The 13685-nt window shown below is 71.8% G+C and carries 13 protein-coding genes; 7 read left to right on the top strand and 6 right to left on the bottom strand.

Translation table 11 applies throughout. The annotated features are described in order from the left end of the window. Position 1: 1 nt before the first annotated feature. The 3 genes from CS0771_RS16990 to CS0771_RS16980 form a co-directional block, all read right to left on the bottom strand. Positions 2–391 (bottom strand): PPOX class F420-dependent oxidoreductase, encoded by a 390-nt coding sequence (locus CS0771_RS16990; RefSeq protein ID WP_212841897.1) that lies wholly within the window; start codon positions 389–391, stop codon positions 2–4. 27 nt (positions 392–418) lie between these two features. Then, positions 419–1075, bottom strand: a complete 657-nt coding sequence (locus tag CS0771_RS16985) for a response regulator transcription factor (RefSeq protein ID WP_244870845.1) — start codon at positions 1073–1075, stop codon at positions 419–421. Positions 1076–1142: 67 nt separating this feature from the next. Beyond that, a complete protein-coding gene (locus CS0771_RS16980; RefSeq protein WP_212841895.1) occupies positions 1143–2345 on the bottom strand; it encodes a sensor histidine kinase in 1203 nt (400 codons plus the stop codon). Between the two features lie 132 nt (positions 2346–2477). On the opposite strand from CS0771_RS16980, the gene CS0771_RS16975 reads away from it, so the two are divergent. Next, the gene (locus CS0771_RS16975) at positions 2478–3023 is read left to right on the top strand and encodes a hypothetical protein (protein ID WP_212841894.1); all 546 of its coding nucleotides are present in this window, start codon (positions 2478–2480) and stop codon (positions 3021–3023) included. Positions 3024–3131: 108 nt separating this feature from the next. Here the strand turns inward: CS0771_RS16975 and CS0771_RS16970 are convergent, their stop codons facing one another. After that, on the bottom strand, positions 3132–3749 hold the full coding sequence (locus CS0771_RS16970; protein ID WP_212841893.1) for an HAD family phosphatase: 618 nt from the start codon (positions 3747–3749) through the stop codon (positions 3132–3134). A gap of 23 nt (positions 3750–3772) precedes the next feature. On the opposite strand from CS0771_RS16970, the gene CS0771_RS16965 reads away from it, so the two are divergent. Further along, positions 3773–5110 carry a serine/threonine-protein kinase gene (locus CS0771_RS16965; protein WP_212841892.1) on the top strand — a complete coding sequence of 446 codons (1338 nt, stop codon included), beginning with the start codon at positions 3773–3775 and terminating at the stop codon, positions 5108–5110. A 2-nt stretch (positions 5111–5112) separates the two neighbouring features. Here CS0771_RS16965 and CS0771_RS16960 read toward each other — a convergent pair whose 3' ends face one another. Next, positions 5113–5748, bottom strand: a complete 636-nt coding sequence (locus CS0771_RS16960) for an HdeD family acid-resistance protein (protein ID WP_212841891.1) — start codon at positions 5746–5748, stop codon at positions 5113–5115. Between the two features lie 135 nt (positions 5749–5883). Here CS0771_RS16960 and CS0771_RS16955 point away from each other — a divergent pair, with 135 nt between their 5' ends. From CS0771_RS16955 to CS0771_RS16935, 5 genes are all read left to right on the top strand, one after another. After that, positions 5884–6234: an SCP2 sterol-binding domain-containing protein gene (locus CS0771_RS16955; protein ID WP_212841890.1), complete on the top strand. Its 351-nt coding sequence runs from the start codon at positions 5884–5886 to the stop codon at positions 6232–6234. Next, a complete protein-coding gene (locus CS0771_RS16950; protein ID WP_212841889.1) occupies positions 6227–8290 on the top strand; it encodes a glycogen debranching N-terminal domain-containing protein in 2064 nt (687 codons plus the stop codon). The genes CS0771_RS16955 and CS0771_RS16950 overlap by 8 nt, the downstream gene beginning before the upstream one ends. A 23-nt stretch (positions 8291–8313) precedes the next feature. After that, positions 8314–9699, top strand: a complete 1386-nt coding sequence (locus CS0771_RS16945) for an MFS transporter (protein ID WP_244870844.1) — start codon at positions 8314–8316, stop codon at positions 9697–9699. A 434-nt stretch (positions 9700–10133) separates the two neighbouring features. Continuing rightward, on the top strand, positions 10134–10700 hold the full coding sequence (locus CS0771_RS16940; protein ID WP_212841888.1) for a matrixin family metalloprotease: 567 nt from the start codon (positions 10134–10136) through the stop codon (positions 10698–10700). Positions 10701–10738: 38 nt separating this feature from the next. Next, complete coding sequence (locus CS0771_RS16935) at positions 10739–11332, top strand: hypothetical protein (protein ID WP_212841887.1); 594 nt, start codon at positions 10739–10741, stop codon at positions 11330–11332. Between the two features lie 171 nt (positions 11333–11503). Here CS0771_RS16935 and CS0771_RS16930 read toward each other — a convergent pair whose 3' ends face one another. After that, on the bottom strand, positions 11504–13342 hold the full coding sequence (locus CS0771_RS16930; protein ID WP_212841886.1) for a hypothetical protein: 1839 nt from the start codon (positions 13340–13342) through the stop codon (positions 11504–11506). Between the last annotated feature and the right edge of the window lie 343 nt (positions 13343–13685).

The following is a 13685-nucleotide window of genomic DNA, read 5'->3' as shown; positions in this document are numbered from 1 at the left end:
GTCAGCGGGAGAACACCTTCGCGGGGGTCAGCCGGCACACCACGCGTACGTTGTCCGGGCTGTGCTCGGTGAACGGCTTGCCGGTGTAGCGCTGGGACAGCTCCTGGATCAGCTCCGGGCCGCCCTGCTCGGTCATCGTCACCTCGCCCCGGACCTCGACGTACTGGTACGGGTTCGCCGGGTCGAACAGGGTCAGCGACACCCGCGGCTCGCGCTGCATGTTGCGCGTCTTGCGGCGGCCGAGGATGGTCGAGAAGACGACGTGGTCGCCGTCACGGGTCACCCAGACGACGCTGCTCTGCGGCGACCCGTTCGGGTTCACCGTGGCCAGCGTGGCGAAGGTGTCGGCATCGATGAGCCGCTTGGCGAGCTCGGAGAGTGCAACGGTCACCCGGCCACCCTACGCGCCGCGCGGCGGTCAGGACGGCGGCCGCAGACCGTGTTCCCGGGCCAGGATCGCCGCCTGCACGCGGCTGCGCAGGCCCAGCTTCGCCAGGATCCGGCTCACGTGCGTCTTCACCGTCGCCTCCGCCATGTGCAGGGCCAGCGCCGCGTCCGCGTTGGACAGCCCGGCGCCGAGGCAGCCGAGCACGTCCCGCTCCCGTCCGGTCAGCGTGTCCAGGTCGGGCGCGGCAGCCGGGTCGGTCCACTCCGGCGCGGCCAGGAAGCGGTCAAGCAGCCGCCGGGTCGCCGCCGGGGCGATGATCGCGTCGCCGCGGGCGACCGTGCGCACCGCCTCGGCCAGCGCGGCCGCCTCGATGTCCTTCAGCAGGAAGCCCGCCGCCCCGGCCCGCAGCCCGCCGAACACGTACTCGTCGAGGTCGAACGTGGTCAGGATGAGCACCTGGGCGAGCTGCTCCGCCACGATCTCCCGGGTGGCCGCGATGCCGTCGAGCACCGGCATGCGCACGTCGAGCAGCGCCACGTCGGGCCGCTCGCGGCGGCACAGCTCGACCGCCCGCGCCCCGTCGGCGGCCTCGCCCACCACCTCGATGTCCGGCTGCGTGCCCAGGATCAGCACGATGCCGGAGCGCACGGCGGGCTGGTCGTCGGCGACCACCACGCGGATGCTCACGCTGCCCTCCCCGACCGTGCCCGCCGGAGCGCGCCGTCCGGTGCGGCCTGCCCGCACCGAAGCGCGCTCACGCGGCGGCTCCCGGGTCATGCCGCAGCGGCAGCTCCGCGCGCAGCCGCCAGCGGCCGCTCGCCGCGCCCGCGGTGTCCCCGGTGCCCGACGTGAGCGTGCCGCCGAGCAGAGCGGCCCGCTCCCGCATACCGATCAGGCCGTGCCCGCTGCCGGTGACGGCCGCACTCGGCCGCACTGGATTGTCGACCTCGATCAGCACCCGATCGTCGTCGGCGTCGACGCGCAGCACGGCCGTGCCGCTGCCGTGCTTCCAGGCGTTGGTCAGGCTCTCCCCCACGATCCGGTGGGCGGCGAAGTCGACGCTGACCGGCAGCGGCCGGTCCGTGCCGGCCGTGTGCACCTCGACGGCGAGCCCGGCGGCCTCGGCCTGGGCGACCAGCTGCGGCAGGGAGGCCAGGCCGGGCCGGGCCGCCGGATCGGCGCTCTCGCCGTCGCCGGTGTCGCGCAGCAGGCCGATCATCTGCCGCATCTCGGCCAGGCCGGACACGCTGCTCTCCCGGATCTGCTCGACGGCGCGGCGGACGAGCTGCGGGCTCGGGTCGGGCGCGGACAGCACCGCGGTGGCGTGGATGGCGATCGCGCTGAGCTGGTTGGCGACCACGTCGTGCAGCTCGCGCGCCATCCGGGCGCGCTCGTCGGCGACGGCCTGGCGGCGTTCCCAGGCGGCCAACCGGACCGTCTCCTCGGCGCGTTGCCGCTGGATGCGAGCCTGCTCGCGATACTGACGCACGCTGATGCCGGTGACCGTCGGCAGCACCACGATCAGCGCGACGACCAGGCCCAGCACGATGCCGCGCCAGTCGCGGGCGGCGAGCACGCCCGCCACCGCGGCCAGCACCGAACCGGCCACCCCGCCGATGAGGTTGGCCCGCCACAGCCAGGCGCGGCCGTAGACGCAGGCGTCGTACACCACCTGTGTGAAGATCAGCGCGGTGCCCAGCGAGCCGCCGAGCATGGTGTCGGCGGCCAGCGCGACCAGGCCGATGCCCTCGGCCGTGCCCGGGGCGAGGCGGCGCAGCAGGCAGCAGCCCGCCATGACGGTCATCGGGACGAGCAGCAGCCAGTCCGGCGCCCCGGACCAGGGCCCGTCGCCGAGGAACATGCGCCAGCCGCCCGCGGCGTACAGCAGCAGGCCGCCCGCGAACGAGACCAGGCTGATCACCAGGTCGGTCCGCCAGGAGGGCCAGCGTGCGGTCACCGCTTGATCACAACACATCGCGTGGCGGCCCGGCGACCGGCCGGGGACGGAGGCCGCCTACATCCTTCGGTGTACGCCGGTCTCGTGCCGTGCTCCGAGGCGCGGGGTCCGCCCCACGGAGACGATCGAACCATGCTGCTGTTCGTCATCGCCGCGTGCGAGATCGGGTTCTGGGTCATCCTCGGCGCGGGACTGGCCGCCCGTTACCTGCTGCGGTGGCAGACCGTCTCGACGGTGCTGCTGGTCGCGGTGCCGGTGACCGACCTGGTGCTGCTCGCCGCGACGGCGATCGACCTGCACCGGGGCGCCACCGCGACGTTCGCGCACGGCCTGGCCGCGGCGTACCTGGGCTTCTCGGTGGCGTTCGGGCATTCGATGGTGCGCTGGGCCGACGTGCGGTTCGCGCACCGCTTCGCGGGCGGACCGGCCCCGGTGCCGCCGCCGCGCTACGGCGCGGCCCGCACCCGTCACGAGTGGCGCGAGTGGGGCAAGGCGTTCGTGGCCTGGCTGATCGCGGTGGTGCTGCTGGCCACGGCCATCTGGTACGTCGGCGACGCCGCGCGCACCGCCGAGCTGGCGGGCTGGATCTGGCGCCTGTCCTCCGTGCTGGTCATCTGGCTGCTGGGCTGGCCGGTCTGGTACACGCTGTTCCCCAGGCGCGAGCCCAGCCGGGCATAGGTCCATGCCGGGGCCACAACTTCTGGGTTGTACCTACAACCCAGAAGTTGTGGCCCCGGCGAGCACACCTCATGCCTGAGACGGCAACCCAGAAGCCGCCTCGGCAACTCAGGGGTTGCCCAGCGCGGCGGATGCCGTCCGCTCCCACGGCGGCGGGACCCGCACGGCGGCCATGCCGGCGGCGGCCGCGGCCTGCATGCCCAGCTCGGTGTCCTCGAAGACGAGGCAGTGCTCGGGCGCCACCCCCAGGTGCGCGGCGGCCAGCAGGAAGCACTCCGGGTCGGGCTTGCCGCGGGTGTACTCCCCCGCGCAGACCAGCACGTCGAAGCGGTCCAGCAGGCCGAGCGTGCGCAGCGACAGGGAGACCGGCTCGCGGGTGCCGCCGGACACCACGGCCATCGGGACGCGGCCGTGCCCGTCCTCGACGTGCCACACCACCTCGGGCACCGCGGTCAGCTCCGGCAGCAGCTCCTGGTAGAGCTCCTCGCGGCGGCGGTCGACCGCCGGCACCGGCATGTCCAGGCCCTGCGCCGCGTTGAGGTCGACGATGATGTCGAGCACCGAGCGGCCGCCCCAGGCGTAGAACAGCTCCTCGGACAGCTCGCAGCCGTACTCGCCGAGCGCCTGCTGCCAGGCGCGGAAGTGCAGGGGCATGTTGTCGGCGATGGTGCCGTCGCAGTCGAACAGGTAGGCCCGGAAGTCCCCGGGCGGCAGAGCCAGCGTCACCGGCGCAGCCTACTGTGGCGGGCATGACGGCGACCCACCCCGGACTGCTCAACGGCCGCTACCGCATGGACGAGCGCATCGGCGCGGGCGGCATGGGCGAGGTGTGGCGGGCCACCGACGTGGTGCTGGGCCGCCCGGTCGCGGTGAAGACCGTGCTGGCCGCGCTGGCCGACGACGAGGACTTCACCCGCCGCTTCCTGGCCGAGGCGCGGGCCATGGCGGGGGTACGCCACCCGGGTGTGGTCGCCATCCACGACTTCCAGCACGGGCCAGACGGCGCCTACCTGGTGATGGAGTACGTCGACGGCGAGCCGCTGTCCAAGGTGCTCACCCGCTACGGCAGGCTGTCCGCTCCGGCCACGCTGCACCTGGTGGGGCAGGCGACGAACGCGCTGCACGCGGTGCACGGCCGGGGCATCGTGCACCGCGACGTGAAGCCGGGCAACCTGCTGGTCCGTCCGGACGGGACGCTGCTGCTCACCGACTTCGGCATCGCCCGGCGCGACGGCGCGACGGCGCTGACCGCGACCGGCGCGGTCATCGGCACCCTGTCCTATCTGGCCCCGGAGCAGGTGCTGGGCCACCCGGCCACGCCCCGCAGCGACGTGTACGCCCTCGGCGTGGTCGCGTACGAGTGCCTGACCGGGCGGCGGCCGTTCCTCGCCGAGAACCCGTTCGCGGCGGCGATGATGCGGCTCAGCCAGCCGCCCCCGCCGCTGGGACCGGAGGTGCCCGCGCCGGTGGCGGCGCTGATCGAGCGGGCGCTGGCGGCCGACCCCGAGGCGCGCTGGGCGAGCGCGGCCGCGTTCGGCGCGGCGATCGCGCAGGTCGCGGCGGCTCTGCGGGGCACCGTCGCGCCGCCGCCCGGCGCCGAGCCGACCGTGGTGCAGCAGCGTACTCCGACGCCCACCCTGATCGAGCCCGGCAACGCCGCGACCGTCGTGGTCACCCCCACCCCGTCGCCGTCCGGCGGTGCCCCGACCGTCCCCGCCGGTTTCGTGGCGCGGGACGGCTACTACGTGCCCGCGTCGCCGATGTGCTGGGGCGGCCTGGTGATCCCCGGCGGCCTGGGGCGGACACCGAAGCGCTACCGCCCGGACGAGGAGCACTACTGGGAGACGTTCGCCGCGGGTGAACTGCCCGAGGATGCCGTCTACCTGCGGCAGGAGGAGCTGATCGAGCATCCGGTGGTGGCCGCGGTGTGCAACGCCCGGGTGCTGGCGGCGTGCAGCCGCGACCCGCGCCGCACCGTGGGCTGGGAGCTGGAGCCGTGGCCGGTGCAGCTCGGCCGGGACCGGTGGATCTTCCACTGCCTGGCGGGGCCCGGCACGGGCGAGTGGTTCGGCACCGAGTTCGGCTGAGGTCACTGCTCGCGGGCGGCGCGGACCATGTCGCGTACCCGGAAGGCCATCACGAAGTCGGTGATGGCCCGCATCAGCGCGATCACCCCGATGACGACGACCAGCAGGGTGACCGAGCGGAAGAAGCGGCCGGCGGCCCACAGGCCCAGCAGCAGCTCCAGCATGCCGACGAGCAGCCCGACCCACCACAGGTCGTGCTCGCGCTTGCTCAGGAACGCCAGCACGATGTCGGCCGCGCCCTTGAACAGCAGGTACCAGCCGAGGATCGCGGCCAGCCAGAACACCGTCTTGCCCGGGTTGATGAACGCGAAGAACCCGGTGAGCAGGAAGACGATGCCGAGGATGCCGTGCAGCCAGCGCCAGCCGGGCGCGAAGAACATGTCGAACAGCTCGGCGACCGCGGCCACCAGGATCACGATCCCGGCGAGCACGGCGACGGTCTTCAGGCTGCTGGTGTTGAAGGCGAGCACGACCCAGGCGACGACCAGCCAGAAGACCCCGGTGATCAGGAAGACCCACCACGGCACCCAGGTCAGCCCGGCGACCTTCCCCCGTGGGGCGAGCGGGTTGCCGGCGAGGTCGGCCACCGGTGAGGGCAAACGAGGGCCGGACCGGCCGTTCCCGGAGACACTGCTCATGCGTACACCTTGCGCTTTTAATCGGGCTGATGTGGCGAAGTTGCCAGCTCTGCCGTGAATCGCAATAAAAGCTCATCAACCGGCTGCCAGTATTATGCTCAGGACAACCCGCCCCTCTCGGAGGAGTTGATCGCCATGCCCACGGCGACGGAGACGTTCTTTGCCGAACTCGGCAGACGCGGCCATGAGCCACTGCTGCGCCGGGTCACCGGGAGTATTCGGTTCGACATCGGCGAAGGCCGGGCCGTGCAGCGCTGGCTGGTGGACATCGACCGCGGCGACGTCACCGTGTCCAAGCGCGCCCGCGGCGGCGACTGCGCCGTACGGACCGACACCGCCACGTTCGACAGCATCCTGCAGGGCTCCGACAACACCATGGCCGCCTACCTGCGCGGCGCCATCGGCGCCGAGGGCGACCCGGAGCTGCTCATGCTCACCCAGCGCCTGTTCGCGGGCCCGGAACGTACCGGGAACGGCCATGGCTGACCAGGTGCGCATCCTGCACGGCAACACGTTCGTGGTCAGCGACGACAAGGGAGACATCGAGGCGTCGCCCACCGACCCCACCGGCCTGTTCTCCTGGGACACCCGCTTCCTGTCGAGCTGGGTGCTGACCGTGGACGGGCAGCGGCTGGCCATGCTCAGCGTCGACGACCTGCAGTACTTCCAGACCCAGTTCTTCCTCGTGCCCGGCACCGGCACCGTCTACATCGACGCGAAGCTGTCGGTGATGCGGCTGCGCGAGGTGAGCGACGGCTTCCGCGAGCGCCTGGAGATCCTCAACCACGGCGAGGAGCCGGTCGAGCTGTCCATCCGGCTGGACGCGGGCAGCGACTTCGCCGACCTGTTCGACGTGAAGAACGCCCAGCAGAAGAAGGGCGAACTCTACGCCAAGGCCGAGCGTGACCGGCTGACGTTCGGCTACCGGCGCGAGACCTTCCATCGCTACACCACGGTCACCGCGCAGCCCCGGCCCGAATACGACGAGCAGGGCATGACCTGGACCGCGCGCATCCAGCCGCAGCAGGCCTGGACCGCGGAGCTGGAGGTGGTCCCAGGCGTACGCGGCTACGACGACAAGCCGATCCTGCTCGCCCCGCCGGCCGAGAACCTGGGCGGCGAGCTGGACAAATGGCTGGCAGACGCGCCCCATCTGGAAAGCGACTGGGAGCCGCTGCACAACACGTACCGGCGCAGCCTGATCGACCTGGCGGCGCTGCGCTTCTCGCCGCTGTCCTCGGGTGGGCGCAGCCTGCCCGCCGCCGGCCTGCCCTGGTTCATGACCATGTTCGGGCGCGACAGCATCTTCACCAGCCTGCAGGCGCTGCCGTTCGTGCCCGAGCTCGCCGCCACCACGCTGCGCGAGCTGGCCTCACGCCAGGGCACCCGGCTCGACGACTTCCGCGACGAGGACCCGGGCCGGATCCTGCACGAGATGCGCTACGGGGAGTCGGCGGCGTTCCGGGACCAGCCGCACACGCCCTACTACGGCAACGCCGACGCCACCCCCCTGTTCGTGGTGCTGCTGGACGAGTACGAGCGCTGGACCGGTGACAAGGCCCTGGTGAAGGACCTGGAGCTGGAGGCGCGCGCCGCGCTGCGCTGGATCGACGAGTACGCCGACCTGATGGGCGACGGATACATCTGGTACCGCCGCCGCAACGAGGAGACCGGCCTGGAGAACCAGTGCTGGAAGGACTCCTGGGACTCCATCTCCTACCGTGACGGCCGCCTGCCCGGCTTCCCCCGCGCCACCTGCGAGCTGCAGGGCTACGCCTACGACGCGCGGGTGCGCGGAGCCCGGATGGCCCGCGAGATCTGGCGCGACCCGGAGTACGCCGCCGAGCTGGAGCGCCAGGCCGCCGACCTGAAGCGGCGCTTCAACCGCGACTACTGGGTCGCCGACGGGGAGTACTTCGCACTGGCCCGCGACACCGAGGGCAAGCAGGTCGACGCGTTGTCGTCGAATATCGGGCACCTGCTGTGGAGCGGCATCGTGGACCGGTCCAAGGCGCGGGCGGTGGCCCGGCACCTGATGGGGCCGCGGCTGTACTCCGGCTGGGGCGTGCGCACGCTGGCCGTGGGCGAGGGCCGCTACAACCCGATCGGCTACCACGTGGGCACGGTGTGGCCGTTCGACTGCTCGTTCATCGCCTGGGGCCTGCGCCGTTACGGCTTCAAGAAGGAGGCGGCGCAGATCGCCGCGGGCATCCTCGACGCGGCCGAGTACTTCGACGGCCGGCTGCCGGAGGCGTTCGGCGGCTACCCGCGCGAGGCGACCCGCTACCCGGTGCAGTACCCGACGGCGTGCAGCCCGCAGGCGTGGTCCACGGGCGCTCCGCTGCTGCTGCTGCGGACCATGCTCGGCCTGCAGCCGCTGGGCGACAGCCTGGTCGTCGACGCGGCGCTGCCGGCCGGCATGGGCCGGATCGAGCTGCTCGGCATCCCCGGCCGGTGGGGGCGGGTGGACGCGTTCGGCCGGGGCCGGGTGCGGGTCGAGGCGGTCAGCCGCCTGCGCCCGTCGCTGACCGCGAAGCTGTGACCAGCGTGACGGGTGCCGTGGACGTGACGGGGCGACCGCCCGCCGAGCTGCGCCGGGCACTCGTCCCGCTGGCGCTGGCCCAGTTCATCTGCAGCTTCGCCGGCTCCAACATGAACGTGATGATCAACGACATCAGCCAGGACCTGAACACCACCGTGCAGGGCGTGCAGGTCGCGATCACGATCTTCCTGCTGGTGATGGCGGCGCTGATGATCCCCGGCGGCAAGCTGACCGACCGCTACGGCCGCAAGCGCTGCTTCACCGCCGGGCTCATCCTGTACGGCGTCGGCGCGCTGATCAGCGCGGTCTCGCCCAGCCTGGGCGTACTCATCCTAGGCAACTCGATCCTGGAGGGCGTCGGCACCGCGCTGCTCATCCCGCCCGTCTACATCCTCACCACGCTGCTGTTCACCGGCGTGGCCGCGCGCGCCCGCGCGTTCGGCGCGATCAGCGCGGCAGGCGGCGTCGGCGCCGCGGCCGGCCCGCTCATCGGCGGCCTGATCACCTCGGCGGCGAGCTGGCGCTGGGCGTTCGTGTTCCAGGCCGCCGTCATCGCGGCGATCGTGGTGCTCAGCCGCCGGGTCCCCGACCCGCTGCCGCCGGACCCGACCCGGCCCTTCGACACCCGCGGCGCCGTGCTGTCCGCGACCGGTCTGGTCCTGCTCGTCGCGGGCATCCTCGCCGCCGACGACAACGGCTGGCTGATGCTGGCCCTGATCGCCGCCGGTGTGCTGTTCCTGGTGCTGTTCTTCCGCTCGGTGCGGGCCAAGGAGCGCGCCGGGCAGGAGCCGCTGCTGTCCACGTCCCTGTTCCGCAACCGCACCTCGAACCTGGGCCTGGTCACCCAGAACGCGCAGTGGCTGATCCTGATGGGCACCTCGTTCACGGTCGCCGCCTACCTGCAGGTGGTACGCGGCTACGACGCCATCGAGACCGGCATCATCTTCACCGCCGCGACCGTGGGCCTGCTCGTCTCGTCCCTGGCCGCCGAGCGCCTGGCCAAGCGCCGCCCGCAGCGCACCCTGATCCAGGCCGGGTTCGTGCTCACCGCGGTCGGCGTCGCGCTCCTGCTGGCGATGGTCGCGTGGTCGCCGAACGTGTGGGCGTTCGCGCCCGGCCTGCTGTTCATCGGCCTCGGGCTGGGCCTGATGCTGACCCCGTCGGTCAACGTGGTGCAGTCCAGCTTCGGCGAGAGCCAGCAGGGCGAGATCTCCGGCCTGTCCCGCAGCGTGTCCAACCTCGGCTCGTCCCTGGGCACCGCGATCGCGGGCACCATCATCGTCGCCGGCATCACGGTCACCCCGGAGCGCTCGTACGCGCTCGCGATGGCCGTCCTCGCCGTGGTGGCCGTGTGCGGTCTCGTCGCGGCGGGGCGCCTCCCCCGCACACCCGCCCCCGCCGGCCGCTGAACCACCCCACCGGGAACGGCCGACGGACTCTGTAGAGGTGGCGAAGCCGGGCGGCTGGTCGCTCATCGCGTAAGCCGGCACTGCGGCTGGCGCAGACCCGCACCTGAACGGGCCGCCCTACCGGCGCGGCGATCCGGCAATGGCTCAGTCCATCGATTCTTCAGCCCGGGCGCGCTCCCCCGCACGGCTCGGCTGCCCGGCCGCCACACAGGACCGGCACAAGCGATCTCGGCAGTGCCCGCGGCGTCCCGAATTCTCGCCATCTCCCTTCCCGGGCCTGACCTCGGGATATTTCGGGACCGACGATCCAATCGTCCAATTCAGACTTGAATCTCGCATTGACCGCTCCTTATATTGATGGTCCAACCTCAATATAGGGGAGGAACAATTTGACACGGGGGACTCGCCGCGGCATTCGAGCCGCGGTAATCGCCATGTCCATGCTGGCGGCGACCGCCGCCGCAGTGTTGACGGGCCAGCCGGCGCAGGCTTACTGCAAGATCTCGCGCTGGCAGTACACCACCTACACGATGCACGTGCGAAGCAGCATCCCCGCAGGCTGGCAGTCCGCCGTCAGCGGCGCGATGCATCAATGGAACGGCATCACCAACTCCTCGCTGGCGCTGTGGGGACCGATCTGGAACAGCGGGACGGCCAATCCGGAGTTCGTGGTCGACCGCGTCTACTTCCCGTCGTACGGGCTTCCGGACGTTCCCGGAATCACGCTCGGACCGGCGACCAGCGGCACACACACCCACGCCGAGGTCTATCTCAACACCAACTTCAGCTGGAACACCTCCGGCACGATGAGCCAGGCAAACCGGCAGGTCGACGTCCGCACCATCGCGGTGCACGAGATCGGCCATGCGAACGGGCTGCACCATCCCGACGCGTGCGGTGCGCCGGACAGCGCCGAGATCGCATCGGTCATGTACGTAAACTGGACGAAGAAGCAGAACACGACGGCCGACGACAAAGCCGGCATGGCCTCCCACTACTGACGAGGAAGGAGTTCAGAATGAAGTCATACTCACGTCGTATGGTCGGAATCCTCGTCGTGGGCGGCGTAGCCGCGGCCCTCGGTGCCTGCGCGCAGCCGCCTGCGGCGCCACCGGCCGAGAGCGCTGACCAGGTGGTCGTGACCACCGTGTCCGGCTACGAGCTCAAGGGTGACCCGAAGTCTGCCATCGAGTACAAGGGCAACGTCCTCATCTTCTCCGGGCAGGTCATCCGGCACGAGGCTCCCCGCAAGGTCGACCGCGCCACCGAAAGCGGCGGCGCCATCAAGTTCATCTACACTCCCGTGGTCGTCAAGATCGACAAGGTCACCAAGGGCAAGGGCTTCGTTCCCGGTCAGGAGATCGTCGTTCGTGCCATCGGCGGACAGATCGGCAACGAGAAGACCGAGTACGAGTTCGGCCCGGCGCCCGAGCAGTACCAGGTCGGCATGAAGCTGGTGCTGTTCACCCAGGCGCCGGTCGACGCCGGCGACTCGCTACATGCAGTGACCCCCAACTTCACCTACGTGGAGGACTCCGCGGGGAACGTCTTCAACCTCCATGAACCGGAGCACAAGACGAGCAAGACGATCTTTCAGGCCAGCCTGACCGAGTGGGTCGCGTTCAACAGGTAGATCCCTCCACCTGACGGAACATCGTCGGCTCCCGGCCTGCGGGCCGGGAGCCGACGGTCTTCGCGCGCCTGCCGTGTCCCGGTCACCGGCCATGGAAAGTGCGCATTCGCGTACACGCCGCCGTGCTCGCGCGGCTGGAGCGTGCCGGCGGACGGCACATCCGGTTCGTGATCAACGGCGTTCGAGAAGGGTGCGCAGGTTGGCCACGCCGATGGCTACGGCGGCGGTCAGGGCGAGCACGCCGAGGGCGATCCGCAGGTTGGTGGCGAGCAGCCAGATCAGGTACACCGAGCCGCCGATGATGGCCAGGCTCAGCAGGAACAGCAGCAGCCGCCCGCGCAGCAGCGCCTCCACGCCCATCACGAGCAGCACCGCCGCGACGAACACCCACAGCCCGCCGCCCACGTCGAACAGCAGCCCCAAGCCCAGCAGGATCAGCAGGATCGACAGCGACGCCCCGGTCCAGAAGCGCAACAGTGTCCCCGCCGGGGTGGTCACGTCGGGCACCGCCCGGTGCCGCAGGTGGGCGTGCGGCGGCGGCTCGGGCACCAGGGCGCCGACCTCGCGCAGCTGGTCGCGCTCGTTGACGGCGGCGCGGCGGCGGGTCCGCAGCGCGGCCAGCGCCTGCTCCCGCTCGGTCACCTGCACGGCCGCGCCGTCGCCGCCACGCCGCGAGTCGGTGACCGTCGACGGCAGCACCTCCAGCCCCGACGCGGCCCGGCGCAGCTCCTCTTGCCCGGTCGCGATCTGCCCGTCGAGGTCGGCGACGATCTCGTCCAGCTCGGCGACCCGGTCCCGGCGAGCACGGGGCGCGACCGCGCTCGGCGGCACCCGGTCCAGGCCCGCCCAGCCCACCGGATCGGCCCAGGACGCCCGGATCGCGCCGCTGCGCTCGTAGCGCGGCCCGGCCGGGGCCCGCTCCCCGCCGAACGGGTCGTCGGTGTCCAGCCCCCACAGGCCCCGGTAATCGCGTACCCACGGCGTCGCCGAGTCGATCAGGATCGGGGTCCACGGGCGGCCCGTGCCCGGCCCGATCTGCACGCCGTCACCGCGGCGGTAGTCGACGTACGGGATGCCCAGACCCGCCTGCGGCTGGTTGCGGGTCCACGGCAGCAGCGCCCACCTGATCGCGTTGACCACGGCGAACGGCTTGGCCAGCGCGGGCGGCTGCACCCGGACCAGGTAGTCACCGGGCAGGTACGCCCCCGAGTGCGAGCCCGCCCCGGCGTTGCCGACGATGTGCGTGCCGCCCGACCAGGTCAGGTCCGGGTCGTCGGGGCGGCGGCGCAGGTCCGCGCCGACCTCGTCGTGCGACGACAGCGCCACCCACGCCACGGTGTACCCGTCGCCGCTGTGCGGCTCCGGCTCCGGGCCGGACGGCACGAGGAAGAGGGTGAGCTGCTCCCAGTCGGACTCGTGGTCGTTGACCCCGGCGAAGCTGGTCCGCCAGTCGTTCATCGCGTACAGGAACCAGTACTGGATCACCACGTATCCGCCGTCGGTGCTGACGTGGGCGTGGTAGGCGTCGTACGGGTCGGCGACGGCGGCGTACTGGCGCTGCACGGCCGCGGTCAGGCCGCCCGGCACCCGGCCGCGCAGGGTCAGCGACAGCCGCATCAGCGAGTCGATCACCCGGCCGAGCAGGCCGACGGCCGCCAGCCGGGATACCCCGGTGAACGTGGGCCGGTCCGGGCGGCGCCGCCATTCCCGCAGCTCACGGCGCTGCAACGAGGCCGGTGCGTAGCGCAGGAACAGGGGCGCGTCCGGGTTGGCGCGGGCCTGCTCGGCGAGCTTGTCCGGGTCGAGGCTGCCGTGGTCGACGAGCAGCGTGGCGGTGCCCCGGCTGTCCCGGCGAGACGACCACAGGGCCGCGCCGGCCAGGTACTGCTCGACGGGCATCGGGAAGAACAGCTCACCGGCGGTGTAGCGCAGCACCGGCTCGAACCGGCGCACGAGCGCGAGCAGGTCGGCGCCCGCGGGCAGATCCGGGGCATCGCACTCGCCGGTCACCACTGCATCTTCCCGTCCGGCCCGGTCGCATATTGCTGGAACCGCCGTACTCAGTGGGGGGTACGTCGCGCGACCGGGGGCCAAGATCGCGCCTTCGTGTCATGATCTGCGGTTCTACCGCACCTTTGGACACGAGGTAGCGATCATCAACCCCCGCCTCCCACAAGATCAGGTCGATCTTGCAGCTGACGAGGGCGATTGAGCCTGATTCGAGCGTGTCGCACCCACAGTTCGCGCAAGATCGGCGCGCTGAGAGTGGGTGGGTGGGTGGGTTGAGGTGGCGAGATCGGGTCCCGATGCTGGACAAAGGGGCGGGAGGCGGCCCCAGGAAGGCCGCCTCCCG

This window comes from Catellatospora sp. IY07-71, from assembly GCF_018326265.1.
Lineage (GTDB): Bacteria > Actinomycetota > Actinomycetes > Mycobacteriales > Micromonosporaceae > Catellatospora.
Note: the sequence above shows the minus strand (reverse complement) of the source record. Positions and strands in the feature narration are given on the sequence as shown.